Here is a 17,507-nt window from a genome sequence, read left to right on the forward strand (position 1 = left end):
AAGGCAGAGGGAGGAAACCCGCGCCCCTCCCTCTGCCACGTGGAAGACACGTCCACCACGCAACCAACCTGGTCAAGCCGGTAAGCGTCTCTTCAACTGACCATAATCCAGGGGCGGGGGCGGTTCTCGATGGTTTTGGCGCCGGTGACGATGCAGGTCGTCCACGGTTGCCGGATGGTGATGCCGCGGATCCAGTCGGCGGTGGCCGGAGGGTGGTTGCTCATGCGGTCCGCTCCGGGGTGTGGGTGCCGGGGCGGCCGGCGCGGCGGCCGTTGACGGAGGCCGCGGTGAGGTCGTCCGGGGGTGCCCAGGACTGCGCGGCCGGTGTGCTTGCCCTTGTATAGGGCGACTTGGCGGCGCGTTGCAGGAGCGACAGGTTCGTGGTGCCGAGAGAGTCCCCGGGGCGCCGCACCGATCGACGCGGCGACCTGGACGACGCGGTCGTCCTCGGGGACCACGGGCTGAGCGAGCTTGTGGACTAGGTGGGCCAGGCGGGCCTGCCGTCGCTCCGCGCGATGCGCAGGGTCAGGGCGAACTCGTCGCCGCCGAGTCGCCCGACGGCCGTACGGCTGCCTGCCCAGGTGCTGAGCCGCTCCGCGGTCGCTGCGATGACCGCGTCCCCGGCGGCGTCAGCAGTGAGGGGTGGGGCTGTTCCGCCCATACTGTGCGCGTTGATGGTCCAGTGAAGATGGCGCTCTGCTTACTGCGTATCAAGTTCTTGCAGCATCTTCTGCTGATGGAGGTGTCCGATCGTCTCGTAGCCGACCACGGTGACGAACGGCGCGAGCATGACGACCAGCAGGCATACCGCGATGTTTGCGCCAGCGGCGGCTAGGAGGACTGCCGTGAGCAGTACGGCGATGGTGAGGGCGACCAGAAGGATGTGGAAGCGGTCGGCCGTGGACAGCAGCAGGGTGTGCAGGAGGTAGATCATGAGCATGTAGAGGCCGACGGGGAGAGCGAGGGCGAGGACGACGGCGGTGCCGGAGATCTTGGCGTGATGTTCCATGTACAGGCCCGCGACGTGGAGCCCGGCGCCGGCTGCGGCGACGCCGATGAACAAGGGGATGTGGCCGTAGCCGAAGAGGTATCCGCGCTTGCGTCGGTGTACCAGGATGTCGCCGAACGGCGTCAGGAAGTACATCCACCACATACCGAAGGTCAGGCCCACACCAGCGATGACCACGGCGATGGCGTTCCAGGTCCAGTGAGTGCCGTCCCCGCCGCCCAGGAGATCACCGGAGGAGGCGACTGTACCGACGACCCCCTCGCCGAGGACGATGATCGCGAAGAGTCCGTACCGTTCGGCGACGTGGTGCGGATGCCAGGGCGTGCCTCCCGCGGAGCCCTGCGTCAGCACCGGCAGGACGAGTTCGAGGGCGCCCAGGATGCCGCACGCAACGAAAACGACGGCGATCGGCATGTGGACGAAGGCCACGACGATCCAGCCTGCCTGGACGATCAGCGTCCAGCGGATGTTGGCCATGCCGACATCGTGGAACGAGGGGGACTGCCGGGCGGCGCGCCACCACTGGAGCACCATGGCGATCCGCATCACGACGTAGCCGATGACCATGGCGCGCAGTTCGAGGTGACTGCCCTCCTCGACGGAGTGGAACATCGCGGGCAGGCCGAGCGAGAAGATGACAACGCCGATCATCTGCAGCATCGTCAGGGCCCGGTAGAGCCAGTCGTCGGTGGCGAAGGCGGAGGCGAACCAGCTGAAGCTGATCCAGGCGACGCTGATCGCGAACATCGCCAGCACGAATGCGATGACCGCCTGGCCGGCATGCCCTTCGGCGACCATCTCGGCGAACTGAAACGCCGCTGTGCCGACGGCGACCACGAAGGTCAGGTCGAACAAGAGCTCCAGCGGTGAGGCGGTTCGTCCGTGCTCTTCCGGGTCACGGCCGGTCATGGGGACCAGCCGTCGCGTCAGTCCGAGCTTGCCGGACGTGCTGGTGGGTCGTTCATTCATGTGCAGCAGTATTTCTGACGCTTCTCGTGCCCGCCCGACCGCACTGCCGGGGCAGCGGCGAAGTTATGTACCGGCCGGGCCCACCATGATGGAGGCCTGGAGGGATCTTGCCCGCCGACGGCCGGGGCAGAGAGGCGCATGGTTTCGTGTGGAGCTGACGATAGGGGGCTTGACGGTGGGCACGGTCGATGAGGTGCTGCGGAGCGCGGGCGATGCTTGCGAGAGGGAGCTGCGGGGGTGGGTGGGGTCGCTTCAGGGGCCCGCTGCTGAGGTGGCTGCCTATCAGTTCGGCTGGTCGGGGGAGGGGGCACGGCAGGGCGGTAAGTACGTTCGTGCTGCCTTGACTCTGGCGTGTGCGCGTGCGGTGGGAGGTGTGGACCGGCGAGCGGTGCCGGCGGCAGCGGCGGTAGAGATGGTGCACAACCTGTCGCTGCTCTACGACGATGTCCTGGACGGTGACGCGGTGCGGCGTCACCGTGCGGCCGCGTGGCAGGTTTTCGGCCCGTCGTCCGCAGCCCGGTCTGCGGACGCGATGATGCTGACCGCGTTCGAGGTCCTGTCGGAAGCCGACGGGCCGGACGGGCCGGTGGCTCGTGAGGCGTCGGCCGCCCTGGTGGACGTGCTGATCCAACTGGCCGTCGGCGAGAGCCTGGACCTGGTCTTCGAAGGCCGGACTGAGGTGACCTTGGCTGAGTGTCTGGAGATGGTCTCGGGCAAGACGGCCTCGCTCTTCGCCTGTGCCTGCCGGCTGGGTGCCCTCTACGGAGGCGCCGACCCGGCCGTCTCCGTCCAGTGGGCAGAGTTCGGGCACGACCTCGGTATGGCCTTCCAGCTCGTGGACGACCTGCTCGGTATCTGGGGCGACCCGGCGGTGACGGGAAAGCCCGTCTTCAACGATCTGAAGAACCGCAAGATGTCGGTGCCCGTGGTCGCCGCGCTGGGCTCCGGGACGCCGGCCGGCGACGAACTCGCCCGCCTTTACGCGCAGCCCGGGGGCGATACGGCCGGCCTCGCCCGCTTGGTCGAGGAGGCGGGCGGGCGGTGCTGGACCAGCGACCGCGCCGCCCAGCACGCGACAGCCGCACGCGAGCGGCTGCACCGCCTCACAGCACTGCCCGAAGCTCTCGAAGACCTCGAAGCGCTGTGCACGGTCGTGGTCAGGCGCGTGCACTGACCTTCCAGGGCGGCAGCCCGTCCATGATGTGAGCGCGGCCCTGGCCGAACAGCTCGGCGTCCACCTCCTTGAGCCTGCGCAGTTCCCCGGGCTGGTGCAGGGCGTGCACGGGCGCGGGAACCCCGGCGCCACCGGCCGCCTCCAGCAGGGCGTTCACGGCGAGGCGGGCGGCCTGGTTCGCGCCTTCCATCGTCGCCAGGTTCACGGGGGAGCGCACGTAGTCCCCGGCCATGAACAGGTTCGTTGCCGCTGTAACCGCTCGCGGGCGCGCCGCCCAGGAACCGGTGGTGTTGATCAGCAGTGGCTCGTCGTTGACGGCCGGCCCCGGCCCGTTCAGGTTCCGCACCGCCGGATCCAGCTCCCAGGAGTGCAGCAACCCCTCGTGCAGGCGGGTTCGACCAGCTCCGTTGAGCCCGTCGCACAGCTGCGCCCAGACCTCGGCCGCGATCTCTGCCCGGCTGCACTCACGGGCCGGCCTGCCGTACAGGATGCCCGGGGTGTCCCAGGAGGAGATGTCCACCGACAGGCAGTCGGCCACCGTTCCGTCGCCGTAGGTTGCCGGGAAGTCGCAGTCCCAGAACTGGGCCTGGCTGATCGAGGTGAGCGCCCAGGGAGAGTCCAGGAACAGGACATGGCCGTGGGTGACGGGCGCCGGCTGGGTCAGGTAGAACTGCATGCCGACCATCCAGTCCGTGTGGAGGCCCGTCACGTTCTTGAGCTCAATGTCGGCCTCCGCCAGTCCGCGGTCCAGCAGTGCGCCGACGCGGTGGACCGGTAGGGCGCAGATATACCAGTCAGCTTCCAGCTCCCGCAGCCGGTCGGCCGGACCGCGCAGTTGGGCCCCGGTGACATGGCGACCGCTCAGGGTTAGCCGCTCGACTGCCCAGCCGAGTTGCAGCCGCACCCCCAGGGATGCCAGATGACGGATCCACGGGTCGATCCAGGCTGTGCTGGTGGGGCCGTTGAGGACCCGGTCCGCCGGCTGTAGTTCCTCGCCCCTGCCGAGGAACCCGTAACTGAAAGCCTCCAGGAACCCGCCGACCGTGTGCGCGCTGCAGACCTCGGCCCGTGCCGCGACCACCGTGCGGGTCGCGCCCACCACACACGCCTTGATGTACTCCTCGGAGGCGCCGTCGGCCGCGGCGAAGTCCCACCACGAGGTCGACTCCCACTGGCCCAGCCGCCGCTCATCACTGCTCGTCATGTAGACGAGCATCCGGTTCGCGAAGTACAGCAGCTCCTCGCTCGTCAGCCCCCTGCCACCCGCCTCCAGCCCGACGGCACGCAGGAACTCCATCGGAGTCCGGGCTCCCACAGCCACGGACACATCCGTGACCCGCTCACCCACCCGACCCGAACGCGCGGAAAGCATCTGTGTCGCCTCCCGCAGATTCCCCGCCACCCCCTCCGTGCTGCCGTCGACCGGGATACGGCGCAAAGTGTCCGGCAGACTCCGGTAGAACCCGGGGAAGAACCTAAACCCGTGCTCACTGGGCAGGTCCAACCGCCCGCCTCGGCCGGTCCCCGGCACCCACGCACTGCGGGCTTTGCCACCCCAACCGGCCGGCTCCACCACTGTCACCTCGAGGCCGCGCTCCGCCAGCTCCATCGCCGCCGTCAACCCGGCCACGCCACCACCCAGCACCGCGACTCGCAAGCCCCGCCCCACTGAAACCACCACGCCCTCTACCGGGGCCACCAGCGAAGCCCCCCTCCACCCAGTCACGACGAGTAGATCATTAATCTGTTTTGCGTCACGGACGAGACCTCCCCCCTCAGTCCCCGGCGGCTCAGCGGCCGGCCTCGGCTCGTCCTGCTTGACATCACCGCCACCGACGAAGAGCCCGCCCACGCCCCGGTGGGCGAGCCGCAACAACTTTGGACCACCTTCGGCATCACCCCCGTTCCGACCGAAGGCCGGCTCTGCCCGAACTTACGGGCACGTGCGGTGGGACTGCCGCAAGCGGCCTCGTCGCTTCTGCGACTTAGCTACGTGGCGAAGGGGGACCGCCTCGGCTGGCGCAGGGGCTTGCCACCTCAGGGCGGCAATCAGGCCATCCGCCTGTGCAGCCTCGGCCCACAGCACGAAATCGGTCCACCGACCCTGTCGGTGGACCGTCACGAAAATTCGAGGGCAGGACCCATTTCCACGTGCCGCCGGCGGCTCACATCCGGCAGCCGATCACCGTGCCGCTCCGCCACCAGCTTCCCGCGCAGGACCCTGCCGTAGGGCGGGACGGAGCCCTGCGCGGAACGCAGCACCGAAGGACAGCGCAATCACTGCCGGGTGAAGTGCCACATCTGCGAAGTAGTCGGAGAGTTCGGGTTGGGCAGTTCACGCAGCGGTGCGTAGTTGTCGTCCCCGAACAGGCCGGTTACAGCGACGTCCTCGTCCAGGAAGGGCGACAGAACCCACCGTGCAGGGCTCTCGTCGGTGGACCGGAGGATCCACCATTGGGACTTGTTCGTCGTACACGCAGCTAGGTACACCGAGCCCCCCGGCTCTCCGGCCCTGGCGTCGGCGCAGTTCCCGGTTCGGGCGCTCTTCCAGTGGAAGATTCCGGGGCGCCCGTTCACCTGCTCGAACTGGAATGTGCGCGGGAAGGGATGGTCTTGCCGGTAGTAGACCTGAAGGAAGGTGCCAGCGTTGCCGACCGTGTCGTCAGGGACCAGGTAGTTGGTGTGGGCGTCGTTGGTAATGACGACAGGCCCCGAGGGGACGGCGGCGGCGGTGGGTGCGGCCTGAGCGGACCCGGTCAGGACTGCGACGGAAAGAATGGCGGCCGCAGCAGCGGCCCAGCGACGGATAGTCATACGGACGATCTTTACGGGCCAGATTTGTGCCAAACCGTTTTTTCGGGAGATAACCACCCGATCGAGGAGAGCCAGCTATCCGGGGCGAACCGGTGCCGCTGTCCCGGCTCGGAGCTCTCCACGACGGAGTGCTGGTACTGGCCCAACCTGACAAGCAGGATGCCACCGCGGCCTGGAAGAAGACATACGGACGCCACCCGCCGAAGGGGCTTCGTCAACCCCAAAGCCGGTAGTCGCCCGGCTGCGGCCTCGTAACACGGCACCACAACACGCTACCGACCGAAGCGACAGTCTCCGCGCACTCTGTGATTCACGCGGGGCGCACGCCCCCTTACTCCTATTGGGTGACCAATTCGCGGTGACGATTGCGGCAAGATCGAAATGAAGTGATCTTGCCGCACGAGTCCTTCTCATTCATGCCCATCGAGCAGCCCGCACGATGGGCCTACCTCTGCGAGAGCGGCAGTCCAGGGTCTTCTCGCGCAGCACGAAGGGGCGGCCCCGTGGGCGGGAGCGCGTCTGTGCGCAGGTCACCCATTGCATGGTCAATTGGCTGAACCCGAGGAGTATTGATATGGCGTTGACATCGGCAACGGTTGCGGCTGAGTTGGAGGCTGCGAGCAAGGTCGGGGATCCCGCGGCTGACACGCTGGTGACCGACCTCCTCGAGAACAGGGAGGTCGACGGGATCAACGCCCTGTTCCGGACGATCGGAACGCTCAAGCCCGACACGGATATGTCACGGCTTCCCGATCGGCTGGCCCAGTTCCTGCGGGAGGCAGCTACCCCGCCGCCGGATTGGAGCGAGGCAGACGTCAAGGCCGCTGAGGGCTTCTTCGGCCACCACCACGGCACCGCCTCGATGCTGCAGGGCACCGTCGGCCTCATCGGCACCTACCTCGCACCCACTGGGGCATTCACCCTGCGCTCCACCGGCCGCCTCGGAGGTGTCGAGGGACCGGGCCGAAGGCTGTCGCAGTCCTCTCGCCTGTTCATCGACATGGGCAACAAGAACGTCATGCGCGACGGAACCCTGGCAGCCACCGCCACGAAGGTGCGCCTCGTGCACGCCTCGGTACGGCAACTGCACAAGCAGAGCGGCCAGTGGGACTACGACAAGTGGGGCGAGCCGGTCTCCCAGAAGTACACCACCGGCGCAGCCTGTATCTTCAGCACCCAGATCCTGCAGGGCATGCGGAACCTCGGCATCGATGTCTCCGCCGACGACGCCCGCGGCTTCATGTGCGCCTGGCACTACGTCAACCACTACCTCGGCACGCCGGAGAAATGGCAGCTGCCCAAGGACGCCGACGAGGCCGAGCGGCTGTGGAACCAAGAGCGGGACAAGGAATGGAAGAAGACCGACGACGGCGTCTTCATGACCGCCCAAGCCATCAAGTTCTACCGCGACCTTCTGAAGCCCGGTGCCAGTGATGCCTACATCGCGCTGACCCGCGTAGCGCTCACCGACGAGTACGCGGACATGGCTGGCTTGCCCAAGAGCCCCCTTGATCTCGTGGGCAAGCCGCTCGCAGCGGGCCACGGCGTCGTCAGCGGAACGGCCGGCGGTCTCTTCGGCGGAGCCACCCAGCGAGCCGTCGGCGTCAACCCCTACAAGGACCTCCTGGGAGTCGCCTCGAAGGCGTTCAACGAGATCGAGCAGTACGCACTCACCCACGACCAGGACGACCAGCCTCAGATGCACCAGGAACTCAACGACAACCGCTGACCACCGGTCACACGGCCTAGCGGAGCCGCCAAGCGCACGGGAACACCGTGCGTTTGGCGGCTGCGGCTTTCTCACAAAGGCTAAGGGCGGAGGCAACTGAACCCTCTGCCCCAGTTCAGCTCAACATGCTGAACTTGACAGAGAAGGAGTCCGTGGCGAGCTCACGAAATCTGTCCAGAGAAACACACCAGCTCTCTGGCCAGCGGGCGGCGAAAGTGGATTTGCCGCAGCCCGGCGGCGCAATTAGGACGCACAAAGCGCCGGCCGGGAGGTTCAGGGGGTTCATCGATCCGTCCTTTCGGTGTGGGGAGGCGGCCCCAGCTGGGCTGGCTGGGGCCGTGCTGTTCGTCGTCATCCCCGCGGCATGTCGGAAGGACCGGCGTTGTCGGCTTCGCGGGTCCTGCGGACGTAGCCGATAGCGCTGGCGCCGTGGCTGTTACTCATCAGGCTGGCGCCGTCATCCAGCCGGTCGCGCAGTGTGTCCAGCCGGGCCCACGCGATCCTGAGCTGCTCGATCACCCACCCCATGTCATCGCCACCACGGGCCCCGGGCGGTTCTTCTCGAGCCGGCCAGACGGCCTGTGCCGGGGAGACTCGCGGCGAGGAAGGCGTCGATCCGGCGAACCTCGTCGGCCGTGAACTCGATCCTCATCCGCGGCTCCACTTCGGCCTGCAGGCTGCCGCCGTAACGCGCCAAGCTGCGGATGTCCACCGCGAGATGGGCGACCTCCCAGTCGCTCCAACCGACCTTGCTGGTGTGCTCGCGGAAGCTCATAGGCCACCGTCCGCGAGAGCCAGGAGCTCCACCGCAAGATCAGGCGCGGAGAGGACGGTGCGCAAGATCGAGGCGATGCCGTCGCGCTCGATGGGGTGGAGCCGGTCCCCTACTGCGTAGGCGTCGCGGGTAGCACCGACGGCCTTGAGGTAGTCGTCCTCGGTGGCGGCAGAGCGCTTGATGCCACACTGACCGCACCGGAAAACAGCCTGATCCCACCCGCGCGCAGGCTTGGCCGGCACCCCCTCGTTAACCTCCGGCGGCCGCTCTTCGAGATCGGCACGGACCTCACCGCACGAGGCCGATTGGGATGACGGCGCGCAGCCGGTCAGCGGGACCGTCATGCCAGCTCCTGCCGGCCCGTCGGCGCCGAGATGAGCAGGGCGTTGGTGCGCCCCGTCAGGCGGCCGGCGTAGTCGTCCACGTCGAAGGACGGGTCGGCGGTCAGGTCTCCGGCGCCGCGAGTCCAGTCGGTCAGGTCGGCGATCTCGCGGGCGCCGCGGAGCGCGTCTTCCTTCGACGGAAAGGCGGCGAGCACGAGGCCGGAGTGGTGCCCCAGCCGCCACGGATTCGCGACGCCGTCGCCTTCCTCACGGAGATCTTCCGGCAATTCGTAGACGTGCAAGCCTGGTACCGGCACTACCGACGGCAGGGAGATCGTGGCGGTGGAACCGACTGTGCGCAATGCGTATGCGGACTCGGGCAGAGTGACGGAATCGGGGTCGACCTCGGGGTGGGTGAACCGGACCCACAGCCCAAGAGCCCGGGCGTAGCGGATCTCGGAACGGGTGGAATCCCCGATGTAGTCACCGACGACCAGGACCTCATCGGCCAGGCGGAGCTTCGCCCGGTGCAGCTCGTCCAGCTCGCACTTGAGGCGCTCGGCCCGGTCAGGGTCCGCCCAAAAAGGGTGCGGCTTCTTCAGGTCGCAGCCCGGCTTGACCACGATCCGGTGGGCGAACGTCTCCTGCAGGTCGGCTTCGACCATCTGCTCCATGAAGCGGGTGGAACCGCAGATCGCCACGATCACCGGCAGGCCGAGGCCGCGCTTTGCGGCGACGAGCTGCTGCTCAGGGGTGCGTAACAGCTGGTTGGGCATGGGGAACCCTCTCTACTGGGTGAGGCGGGTCGGTTGTTCCGGCGTCGGCTGACTGGTCAGGCAGCCAGCCGGTGGGAGGCCGGTGCCGGGGGAGCCAAGTAGGTGCCGGGGGTGGGCTCGGTGCCCGTGTTGCATGCGTTACAACAGCCTTGGGTGCGTAAGGGTATTGGCGGAGTGCCCTTGTTCTGCAGCTGTCGTATTCCTGGATGTCGGCTTGGTGGGACAGCGAGCCGTCCTGTCGCGGCCCGGCGGCGGGCTGGCAATCCCGCCATCACCACTGCAGGGTGGTCCGTGGCTGCAGCCGGTAGATATCCAGTTGGGCACTTGGCCGAGGAGTGACAAGGTGAGGCCCATGCTGTCGCCCACCGTCGAAGAAATCTTCCGGGAACTGCACGCCTCGCTCACACTGCGCAAGCGTCCAGAGGATGTAGCCCGGCTCATCCAGGATCTGTATGAGACACAGGGCACCGAACTCGACGAGGTCACTGAGGCCGCACTCGCCAAGGCCGCCGAACACTCGCTGCGCAACCTTTGGCACGGCTACACCTCCATGCGGGAGGATTTTGCCCGCCCGGTTGGCGCACAGCGCCAGCTCGCCCGTGCGGCAAGCCTGTTCACGGATGTGCCGGAGCTTCCGGACAGCGCCGGAGACGACCCGGACCGGATCGAGGTAGTGATCCGCGTTGCAGGCGAGTCCATAGGCCGCATGTACGGCCAAAATGACTTCGGCGTGGACCGTCTCGACCGGGCCGAGCGAACTGCTGCCGGCCTCGGCGAGGTCTCCAAGCGCCAGTACAACAAGCGCTTCCGTCTCCTGCGCCGCATGGAGGCCAAGCTGGCGCGGCTGATCCACGAGCAACGCCGCCGCGAGGTGACGATGACGGGTAAGGGAGCACTCGCGCACGTAGTGCCGTACGGTCTCTTCGCTGTGGACCCGAACACGGCGGCCTTCATCGCGTACATCACGGCGCGGGGCTACATGCGCAGCGTCTTCACGAACGGCCGCCAGCGCCAGGTCTACGACGAGGTCGCCGAGGCGCTGTTTCAGCGCTTGCGCGCGCAGCCCGAGCGGACCTGCTGGTCTGCGGTCGCGCATGTGCATCCCACGTCGGAGGTGCTCGCGGCAGTCTCCGAGGAGGACCTCACTCAACTGCTGGTCCGATGGAACGGCTTCCTGCGCCAGGTCGCGGACCTGTTGGAGGACGCCTGGAATCGGCACCCGCTGGAGCGCGAAACGATGATCGTGCGCCGCGGCGACGACTCATCGACGTGGAACCAGGCCGCGCAGGCGTGGAACACGGCCCGAGCGCACTGGTTCGCGATTCTGTCCGAACTGGGCCAGGAGAAGATTCTGGACCGGGTCTGCCCGGGTAAGGTTCCCCGCCTGATGGCTGCCGATGTGGCGTATTGGCACCGCATGAGCGGCGGCGGGCTGCACCCTGACACCTACATCTGGGCAGAGCTGCCGTTGCCCTGGGAGGTACTCCGAGGGGAAAAGGAATGCCCACGTTCGTTGGTCGAGGCAGTCTGCGCCCGTCATCAGAGGGATCCCGTCGCCAGCGCCTGGACCGCCCCCAGGCCGACGGCTGATGCTGTCGCCTTCCGCCGGACGCCCGAGCTTGTGCACGGTGTTGCCGTTGCGGACCCTCTCATGGCCAGTGCCCTCCGGTCGGCAGGCGTGTTCTCCGGCAATGGCAAGCGTGCAGCGGCGAGGGAGTGGCTGTGACTGCTTGCCCAGGGCGTGGGGAAATCGGTTGCCCAAAACGGCAGCCCCAGCCATGATCGACGTGGCGACGAGGAAGCTCTGCGGAGGAGCGCCCGGCTCTGATCCCGGGTGGACGTAGGTTCGAATCCTGCCCTCGTCGCCACTTCACTTGACATCGCTTTCGTCAGGCCAGCTTTGGGCTGGCGGTGCAGTCGAGCCGGTCTCGTTTCGCTCAGCCGGTCCAGCGGAGGGCATTACGGACGCTGGTTCCGGTGAAGTCGGCGAGGACCGTTGGCAGGTCAGCGGCGTCCCCGGATGCGCTGGAACCGCGAAAACCCGCTGGTCTCCGTGTGAGGTCGTGCGCGATGCTGCACACGTGATCGATCGAGAAACCGCAGTTCAGATCGTTGAAGAACAGCTGGAACGCGACTACGAGACGGACCGCTCGGTGCGCCCGGACCCGATGCTCATGGCTGTCGCGGGAGTGGAAGAGCACGAGCTGGTGTGGATCGTCTCCTGGACATCCGAGGAGTACCTGCGCACCCGAAATCCGGACTTCATGGTGGTCGGAAACGGTCCCTACCTGGTTGATCGACTCGACGGGAGCCTGCACCAGATCGGCGTCGTCTCGGCGGTGTCTGATGGGTGGCAGGAGGACTACAGAAGCCGCATCCGAGGCCAGGCTGCGCGGACGGCGGTGGATGATCTGCACGAAGAGGTTCGCGGTGTGGCGGCTGCTCGTGGGCGGATCCACGCCATGCACACCCTGCGTCAGCGACTGCCGGTGCTGTCTCTTGCCGAGGTCATCGAGTACGTGGGCGCCTTGAAGGACGGCACCGTTCCTGATCATCTTCTAAGGGTCGCCACGGAGGAACTGGTACCCCCTGTTAATCCGGTGCTGACTGTGACGACCATCCGTGGGGGTGCCCGGAGCACCGGCTGACCTTGCGTCAGTTCTTCTTGCGGGTGGCAATATAGTCGAACCAGTCGCGTCTGGCGTATCCGGTCTATCGGGTGGCGTTGCTGATGCTGGTCGCGGTGAAGTCGGCGAGGACGGATGCTGGCAGGTCGGCGGCCAGGGCGAGGCGGGCGCTGTTGCGACCGGCAAGGGGTGTGATTCCGTGCTGCCGGAGTTTCAGGCTGAGGTAGGTGGCGCCGAGAGGGCGGGCGGGCTCCTGTCCAGGGAACAGCCACGGGGTGGTGCTGGCCGTCTGGTTGAACTGCCAGCGTTCCTGACATCGGTCGCGTAGTACGCGGACCAGCCGGGCGACTTTGGGAGGCAGTGGAATCCGTTGGCCGTCGAGGTTGAGAACTGTGGCTGTTTCATCGTCGACGATGTCGTGCACTGTGAGCTCGAGCAGCTTGGTCGGCTGGAGCCCGAACAGGAGGGTGAGTGCGCCGACCGTGCGGACGTCGATGGGCATGGTGTCGTCGGTCGGGCACTGGTGCAACTGGTCTGCCTGCTCCTTCTCGGTGGTGAAGGTGCTGGGTGCGGGAACGGTTGCCAGGGGACAGTTCGGGCCGGGTCGTGCGGGGCGTGTCGGCGTCGCGCATGATCGGGCAGCTCCTTGGTAGGGCGGGGGTTGGTGCCGGGGCCGGGCGGCCTGGCCCGCACCCGAGGCCGCGGTCCGGGTGCGAGGTAGGGGGCCGGGAGGGAATTCACAAGCTGCGGGCGTCGGCGAGGTCTGCGGCCTGGCCGAGGATCCGTAGCGGGATGCGTGCGTCGCCGGCGCGGAAGGAGTCGTTGAAGGCGGGTACGGACTCGAAGCGGTCACCGAACTGGCGGCGGATCGTGTCCATCAGCACCGTGATGGCGTCCATCTCCAGTCCCGGGTCGCGGTGAGCTTCGGACCGGATCGCGCCGAACAGGCACAGGGCCCCGTACTCGTTCCGGAAGCTCCCCGCGCACCAGCCGTCGGTGAGCAGGCGGTGGTGAGCGCGCTGGAGCAGGGCTGCGACCGGCGTCGAGGGCGGGGCGGGGGGCTGGAGTGTGGGGGTGAGCGGGAGGGCGACCAGGTCGTTCAGGTCGATGGGGGTGGTGGGGATGTGCGCGGTGTTGATCTCGTAGGCGACAGCCGCTTCATCCAGACGGGCGGTCATCGTCGTGTTGACGAGGGCGAGGCGTTCATCGAGGGAGAGTGCCGCCGCCGGCGAGGGAGCCGCGACGGCGGAAGTGGGCGTGGGGGTGGCGTAGGGCATCGGCGCTCCAGGCGAGGTACGTCGAAGGGCGCCGCCGGCTGGTGTCCGGCGGCGCCCTTCGACGTCGTTGCAGCGGGAGAGATGGGGGTTTCACGAACTGGTGGTCACCGCGCCCGCGCCCCGGGCATCCTCGACTTGACAGGCGCCGGAGAGGGGGAGCGGGTGGAGTTCGTCTTCGACTGTGGGTGGTGTGGTGGGGACAACTATTTTGTGGGGAGGCAGGTCGGCTTCTGGGTCGACAAGTGGGAGGTCCCTTCGGAGTGGGACTGCCGCTTCTGCGACGGTCTCAACTACACCCCCGACCCTCCGTGGACGGAGGCGTAGTCAGATGAGGCGAGGCTGCAGTTGACGGCCAGGCTGGGCCCCGCCGGTGATGGGCCGGGTCAGGCGTTGTTGAGGCTCTTGATGGCCTCCAGCGCCTGTCGGGGTGAAGCGTCTGGGGCTCGGCCTGGCGGCTGTTGCCTGCCTTGCTGCCGCGCTTTCCCTTGCTGCCTCCGCGTCGGCCGGAGCCGCCGTCTTCGTCGCCGTCCTCCTCAGGCTCGGGCCAGAACTCGCCGGGCCTTACGGGCTCGTGCCAGTCGAACCACAGGCCGCGCTTGTCCAGCTCGCTGATCTCGTGGTCGGTGAGGCGGTTGACGTCGTCGGGGAACAGGTCGGCGAGGTCGGTGTCGAAATCCGCATACAGCGACCGCATGAGGACGGCGCGCCCGTTGTCCAGGACCATCACGGCCACGCCTCCGGTGCTCACCCCGTTCTCGGGGTCGGCCTCGCCCTTCATGGCCCGCTCGATCGCGGAGCCTTCGTTTCGGGAGTAGCGGGCCGGGATGGTCGGCACGTCGTAGGCGTTCTCCATCGTGCCCTCCGCCGCCTTACGCGTGGCACCGGGGGAGCCCATGTTGAAGATGGTCGGCCGGCTGTTCTGCCGGAGGTTGTCCTTCATCTCGGTGGAGAACCCGTTGTGCGCGAACGGCGACTGGCCCGCAGGGTTGAAGCCGATCCCGTACTTCAGGCCGGTGACCGTGAGGTCGTCCCCGTCCTTCTGGATGAACTCGCCGAAGTCCCCGTCCTGGGCGGCGGTCATGAACTCGTCCGCGTAGACGTTCAGCTGCCGGTAGGGGCAGCGGGAGTCGCCCGGCTTGTAGTCGTGCGGCTGGCCGTCGTGCGGCCAGGGCATCTCCCCCCGGATCTCACACAGCGCCTTCGCCGCGCGCAGCGAGCGGGCCATCCACAGGGCGTTCGAGCCCTGCCGGTCGATGTACCGCCCCAGCGTGGACGTCTTCTCGTCCTTGCGGACGGTGGAGAGCCACACCACCTGGCCGTACAGGGACTGCGCGGCCATGCTGATCGCGAAGAACTGCGTTTTCCCGCTGCGGCTCACACCCAGGATGAGGCCGTGGGCGGCTGCGTTCTTGTCGTGTTGGAACACCATGTTCTTCACCGGCTGGCCGGTGATCGTGAACCCGCACACGTACATGCCCTTGGCGTCCGGAGTCAGCAGCTCCCGGGTGGCGGGGAAGATCGCGGACAGTGGGGGCTTGTCGAACGCGCTGATGAGGAACTCGGTGCCGTCGATGAGGACGAACACGCAACTGTCGTCCTCGGGCAGCCCCAGGCCGCGGCACACCTTCGCCAGGTCGATGCGCGGAGTGGCCGTCGCATCGGCCATCTTCGCCCGGTAGAACGTCACCTCCCGGACGTCGTCGCGGGTGCGGTGAACCAGCTCGGAGCCCGGGGCGCCGCCCTTGGGCGAGCCGACCCTGTCCGTCCAACGCTCCTGGTCGGTCGGCTTGGTGCGGCGGCGCTGGTTGGCATCGGGGGTGATGCGGGCCTCCATCCAGCCCGGCCCTCCCTGCCGGCCGGGCTGGACCGCGACGTCCGCCAGGACGACGTCGCTGGAAGGCACAGCGAACGGAGCGGCTACGGCTGCTTCGGACAGGCCGGTGATGGGCCGTCCGGTCTCCGAGGCGCGCAACAGAAGCGTCATGTCGTGCCGCATCCCGGGGTGCCGGGTGGCCTTGACGACGTGCGTACGGCCGGGCATGCCGGCGTTCTCCCACATCATCCGCACCTCGCGGGTGAGCAGATCGGCTCCGTCGTCCGGCACCGCGCCCGCGGGCTCCGGGGCTTCGGCGGGCGCCAGCTGCGGGGCCGGCGCCGCGAGGGCGGGGCGGTGGCGGCGGCGGGCGTGCCGGGAGAACGGCATCACCAGGTAGCCGGCCGCCGCCCATCCGGCGGCGAGCAGCCCGTCCATCCCGTACGGACCGAAGTCAGTGGTGATCTTGGCGGTGACGTCGATGGCGGCGGCCAGGACCAGCGGGGACCAGCGCAGAATCTTGCGTCCGGCACCGCTCTCGTCGCTCTTGGCCGCCAGGAGCCAGCCGCCGATCCCGGCGGCACCGGCCAACTGCACGACCTGGTGGACGGGGCTGTCGGGGTAGAGGTTGGGGGCCACGGCCAGCACGGGCGCGGCGAGGGTGTAAGCGAGTCGTTCGAGCACGACACTGCGCGGCGTGGTCACCAGCTGCTCCTTCGGGAACGGGCGCGGGCGGCCCCGCAAGGTCTGCGGGGCCGCCCGCGGCAGGGTGGCGGAGGGGTCGGTCAGCGGTCGAAGAAGCCCGGCCGGGGTGTCTTCTCGCGCCGGTTGGAGCGAATGTCGTCCAGCGCCCCATACAGCCGGGAGTGGGTGCTCTTGGTCTCGTAGGTGAGGTCGGCGGTCTCTTGCGCGCTGTCGCACAGCCCCTTGACCTCCACGGCGGCGCCACCCAGGGCCACCGAGACGAGGTTGGTCACCTCCACGAACCTGGCGTCCAGGTCGGCGTTCTCAATATCGCCGGCGACGTCATGGGTGTGGGCCGCGTTCGCCTGCATGCTGCGCCGCAGCGCCTCGAGTTCGAGGCCGGCGTCGTCCATCGCCTTGCCGAGCCTGACCAGCTTGCTCTGGACGGACTTGTAGCGGTTGTCTCCGTCAGCGGGAGCCGTGCCGCTACTGCGGGGTTCGAGGTCGCTCATCAGCGGGTGTTCCCTTCCTAGTCGTGGTGGGCGGCGGCCGACACGGATGTCAGGTCCGCGTCCTCCTTGGCGTCCATGTCCTCGCCGTAGACGCGGGCAACCTGGGTGGCCGCGAGCTTGGCGGCCTCCTTAGCGATGCCGCACTGCTCGGCGCACCGCCGGGCCTTTGCCGAGGACCACAACGTGTCCGCCGCCGTCACCGACTTGATCGCCGACCTCGCCGAGACGGCGGGCCAGCGCCTGCCGGCGAAGTTCGCCGCCCTCGATCAGGTACGTGTCGGGCAGGGCCCGTGCCGACAGCCCCCAGGGGCGGGCACGGGTCCGTACGCCGATGTCGCGGCTGACGACGACCACTTCCCCCGGAGCGACGGCCTGTCGCAGACAAACTGCCGCAGCCACCAACTCGTCGTCCGCGCCCGTCCTCATCACGTGAGGGATGCGGTTGGGGACGTTGGTGAGGGTTCCGGCCACGAGATCGATCACTCCCTCCGCGAGTCTGACCGTGCCGTCCGCGAGTCGGACCGCGCCCTCCGGGAGTGTCGCGCCCGCGGGGAGGTCGATCGTGCCGTCGGGCAGGCGTACGGCGCCTTGGGGAGGGTGAAGACGTTGTCGAGCAGGGGCGGTATCTCGATGGTGCCCAGGCCCTTGAGGCCGGCCATCGCGTCGCCGACCTTGGTCAGGCCGAAGCCCGCGCCCTTGAAGACGTACGTCATCGGGTCCACGAAGCGGCCCGCCTTGCCCGCCGCGGACAGGGCCTTCGCGGCGAGGGCGGTCTTGCCGCCGCCGACGACCGTGTTCCCGCGTCCCGGTGTGGACTCGACGAGCGGGTCGCCCCAGGCGAGGCCTTCGGCCGCTTGAGGGTTTCGGCGTCGTAGCCGTACTGGTTCGGGCTGTCGGAGCCGTGCTCTTCTTCAGAGGCAGGCGACAGACCACGGCGACGAGTGTTGTGGCAAGCGTGTTGCATCGGATGGTCCGTGGTTCAGCGCTCGGCGATCTCGGCGCGCGGTTGTAGGGTCGGCCTATAG

The 17,507-nt window shown here is 68.1% G+C and carries 19 protein-coding genes, 1 tRNA gene and 1 pseudogene; 5 read left to right on the forward strand and 16 right to left on the reverse strand.

Translation table 11 applies throughout. From position 1 onward, the window contains the following. Positions 1-92: 92 nt before the first annotated feature. The 4 genes from OG379_RS40840 to OG379_RS40855 form a co-directional block, all read right to left on the reverse strand. Complete coding sequence (locus OG379_RS40840; RefSeq protein ID WP_331735707.1) at positions 93-224, reverse strand: hypothetical protein; 132 nt, start codon at positions 222-224, stop codon at positions 93-95. Then, on the reverse strand, positions 221-412 hold the full coding sequence (locus tag OG379_RS40845; protein ID WP_331735453.1) for a hypothetical protein: 192 nt from the start codon (positions 410-412) through the stop codon (positions 221-223). Before OG379_RS40845 ends, OG379_RS40840 begins: the two co-directional genes overlap by 4 nt. A 66-nt stretch (positions 413-478) precedes the next feature. Beyond that, on the reverse strand, positions 479-661 hold the full coding sequence (locus OG379_RS40850; protein WP_331735456.1) for a diguanylate cyclase domain-containing protein: 183 nt from the start codon (positions 659-661) through the stop codon (positions 479-481). Between the two features lie 39 nt (positions 662-700). Beyond that, on the reverse strand, positions 701-1,918 hold the full coding sequence (locus tag OG379_RS40855) for a low temperature requirement protein A (RefSeq protein ID WP_331735696.1): 1,218 nt from the start codon (positions 1,916-1,918) through the stop codon (positions 701-703). 148 nt (positions 1,919-2,066) lie between these two features. On the opposite strand from OG379_RS40855, the gene OG379_RS40860 reads away from it, so the two are divergent. After that, entirely contained in the window at positions 2,067-3,152 is a 1,086-nt protein-coding gene (locus OG379_RS40860; protein ID WP_331735698.1) for a polyprenyl synthetase family protein, read from the forward strand. Here OG379_RS40860 and OG379_RS40865 read toward each other — a convergent pair. Together OG379_RS40865 and OG379_RS40870 are read right to left on the reverse strand one after the other, a co-directional pair. Beyond that, positions 3,136-5,004 carry an FAD-dependent oxidoreductase gene (locus OG379_RS40865; RefSeq protein ID WP_405669074.1) on the reverse strand — a complete coding sequence of 623 codons (1,869 nt, stop codon included), beginning with the start codon at positions 5,002-5,004 and terminating at the stop codon, positions 3,136-3,138. The genes OG379_RS40860 and OG379_RS40865 overlap by 17 nt on opposite strands. A gap of 425 nt (positions 5,005-5,429) precedes the next feature. Then, positions 5,430-5,966: a hypothetical protein gene (locus OG379_RS40870; protein WP_331735460.1), complete on the reverse strand. Its 537-nt coding sequence runs from the start codon at positions 5,964-5,966 to the stop codon at positions 5,430-5,432. Between the two features lie 574 nt (positions 5,967-6,540). Here OG379_RS40870 and OG379_RS40875 point away from each other — a divergent pair. After that, the gene (locus tag OG379_RS40875; protein WP_405669007.1) at positions 6,541-7,695 is read left to right on the forward strand and encodes an oxygenase MpaB family protein; all 1,155 of its coding nucleotides are present in this window, start codon (positions 6,541-6,543) and stop codon (positions 7,693-7,695) included. Positions 7,696-8,046: 351 nt separating this feature from the next. On the opposite strand, the gene OG379_RS40880 is transcribed toward OG379_RS40875, so the two are convergent. The 4 genes and pseudogenes from OG379_RS40880 to OG379_RS40895 form a co-directional block, all read right to left on the reverse strand. Then, entirely contained in the window at positions 8,047-8,214 is a 168-nt protein-coding gene (locus OG379_RS40880) for a hypothetical protein (protein ID WP_331735463.1), read from the reverse strand. A gap of 10 nt (positions 8,215-8,224) precedes the next feature. Continuing rightward, on the reverse strand, positions 8,225-8,470 hold the full coding sequence (locus tag OG379_RS40885; protein ID WP_331735465.1) for a hypothetical protein: 246 nt from the start codon (positions 8,468-8,470) through the stop codon (positions 8,225-8,227). Next, the gene (locus tag OG379_RS40890) at positions 8,467-8,814 is read right to left on the reverse strand and encodes a hypothetical protein (protein ID WP_331735467.1); all 348 of its coding nucleotides are present in this window, start codon (positions 8,812-8,814) and stop codon (positions 8,467-8,469) included. The genes OG379_RS40885 and OG379_RS40890 overlap by 4 nt, the downstream gene beginning before the upstream one ends. Before the next feature lie 368 nt (positions 8,815-9,182). Beyond that, a pseudogene (locus OG379_RS40895) lies at positions 9,183-9,569 on the reverse strand (hypothetical protein); the annotation flags it as partial. Between the two features lie 352 nt (positions 9,570-9,921). Between OG379_RS40895 and OG379_RS40900 the strand changes: the two are divergent. The 3 genes from OG379_RS40900 to OG379_RS40910 all read left to right on the forward strand — a co-directional run bounded on the left by OG379_RS40900 (position 9,922) and on the right by OG379_RS40910 (position 12,217). Next, positions 9,922-11,295, forward strand: coding sequence for a hypothetical protein (locus OG379_RS40900; protein ID WP_331735469.1), 1,374 nt, complete (start codon positions 9,922-9,924; stop codon positions 11,293-11,295). A gap of 66 nt (positions 11,296-11,361) precedes the next feature. Continuing rightward, positions 11,362-11,437, forward strand: a tRNA-Gln gene (locus tag OG379_RS40905). Positions 11,438-11,650: 213 nt separating this feature from the next. Continuing rightward, positions 11,651-12,217, forward strand: a complete 567-nt coding sequence (locus tag OG379_RS40910) for a YrhB domain-containing protein (protein ID WP_331735471.1) — start codon at positions 11,651-11,653, stop codon at positions 12,215-12,217. Between the two features lie 64 nt (positions 12,218-12,281). Here the strand turns inward: OG379_RS40910 and OG379_RS40915 are convergent, their stop codons facing one another. The 6 genes from OG379_RS40915 to OG379_RS40940 form a co-directional block, all read right to left on the reverse strand. After that, positions 12,282-12,698 carry a hypothetical protein gene (locus OG379_RS40915; protein WP_405669010.1) on the reverse strand — a complete coding sequence of 139 codons (417 nt, stop codon included), beginning with the start codon at positions 12,696-12,698 and terminating at the stop codon, positions 12,282-12,284. 235 nt (positions 12,699-12,933) lie between these two features. Continuing rightward, positions 12,934-13,473 carry a hypothetical protein gene (locus OG379_RS40920; RefSeq protein WP_331735474.1) on the reverse strand — a complete coding sequence of 180 codons (540 nt, stop codon included), beginning with the start codon at positions 13,471-13,473 and terminating at the stop codon, positions 12,934-12,936. Between the two features lie 286 nt (positions 13,474-13,759). Continuing rightward, positions 13,760-15,991 (reverse strand): chromosome segregation protein ParM, encoded by a 2,232-nt coding sequence (locus tag OG379_RS40925; RefSeq protein WP_331735476.1) that lies wholly within the window; start codon positions 15,989-15,991, stop codon positions 13,760-13,762. Positions 15,992-16,071: 80 nt separating this feature from the next. After that, positions 16,072-16,482, reverse strand: a complete 411-nt coding sequence (locus OG379_RS40930) for a conjugal transfer protein TraB (RefSeq protein WP_331735478.1) — start codon at positions 16,480-16,482, stop codon at positions 16,072-16,074. A 129-nt stretch (positions 16,483-16,611) separates the two neighbouring features. Further along, positions 16,612-16,965, reverse strand: coding sequence for a hypothetical protein (locus tag OG379_RS40935; RefSeq protein ID WP_405669013.1), 354 nt, complete (start codon positions 16,963-16,965; stop codon positions 16,612-16,614). Continuing rightward, a complete protein-coding gene (locus OG379_RS40940) occupies positions 16,962-17,204 on the reverse strand; it encodes a hypothetical protein (RefSeq protein WP_405669015.1) in 243 nt (80 codons plus the stop codon). The genes OG379_RS40935 and OG379_RS40940 overlap by 4 nt, the downstream gene beginning before the upstream one ends. Between the last annotated feature and the right edge of the window lie 303 nt (positions 17,205-17,507).

Origin of the sequence: Streptomyces sp. NBC_01166 (assembly GCF_045039765.1) — a bacterium.
Taxonomy (GTDB): domain Bacteria; phylum Actinomycetota; class Actinomycetes; order Streptomycetales; family Streptomycetaceae; genus Streptomyces.

Bases quoted from the DNA above. Each gene is read 5' to 3' on its own strand.
- OG379_RS40850 (WP_331735456.1), bottom strand. From the start codon at position 661: ATGGGCGGAACAGCCCCACCCCTCACTGCTGACGCCGCCGGGGACGCG.
- OG379_RS40885 (WP_331735465.1), bottom strand. From the start codon at position 8,470: ATGAGCTTCCGCGAGCACACCAGCAAGGTCGGTTGGAGCGACTGGGAG.
- OG379_RS40840 (WP_331735707.1), bottom strand. From the start codon at position 224: ATGAGCAACCACCCTCCGGCCACCGCCGACTGGATCCGCGGCATCACC.
- OG379_RS40915 (WP_405669010.1), bottom strand. From the start codon at position 12,698: ATGCCCATCGACGTCCGCACGGTCGGCGCACTCACCCTCCTGTTCGGG.
- OG379_RS40900 (WP_331735469.1), top strand. From the start codon at position 9,922: ATGCTGTCGCCCACCGTCGAAGAAATCTTCCGGGAACTGCACGCCTCG.
- OG379_RS40855 (WP_331735696.1), bottom strand. From the start codon at position 1,918: ATGACCGGCCGTGACCCGGAAGAGCACGGACGAACCGCCTCACCGCTG.
- OG379_RS40930 (WP_331735478.1), bottom strand. From the start codon at position 16,482: ATGAGCGACCTCGAACCCCGCAGTAGCGGCACGGCTCCCGCTGACGGA.
- OG379_RS40920 (WP_331735474.1), bottom strand. From the start codon at position 13,473: ATGCCCTACGCCACCCCCACGCCCACTTCCGCCGTCGCGGCTCCCTCG.
- OG379_RS40890 (WP_331735467.1), bottom strand. From the start codon at position 8,814: ATGACGGTCCCGCTGACCGGCTGCGCGCCGTCATCCCAATCGGCCTCG.
- OG379_RS40875 (WP_405669007.1), top strand. From the start codon at position 6,541: ATGGCGTTGACATCGGCAACGGTTGCGGCTGAGTTGGAGGCTGCGAGC.
- OG379_RS40860 (WP_331735698.1), top strand. From the start codon at position 2,067: ATGGAGGCCTGGAGGGATCTTGCCCGCCGACGGCCGGGGCAGAGAGGC.
- OG379_RS40870 (WP_331735460.1), bottom strand. From the start codon at position 5,966: ATGACTATCCGTCGCTGGGCCGCTGCTGCGGCCGCCATTCTTTCCGTC.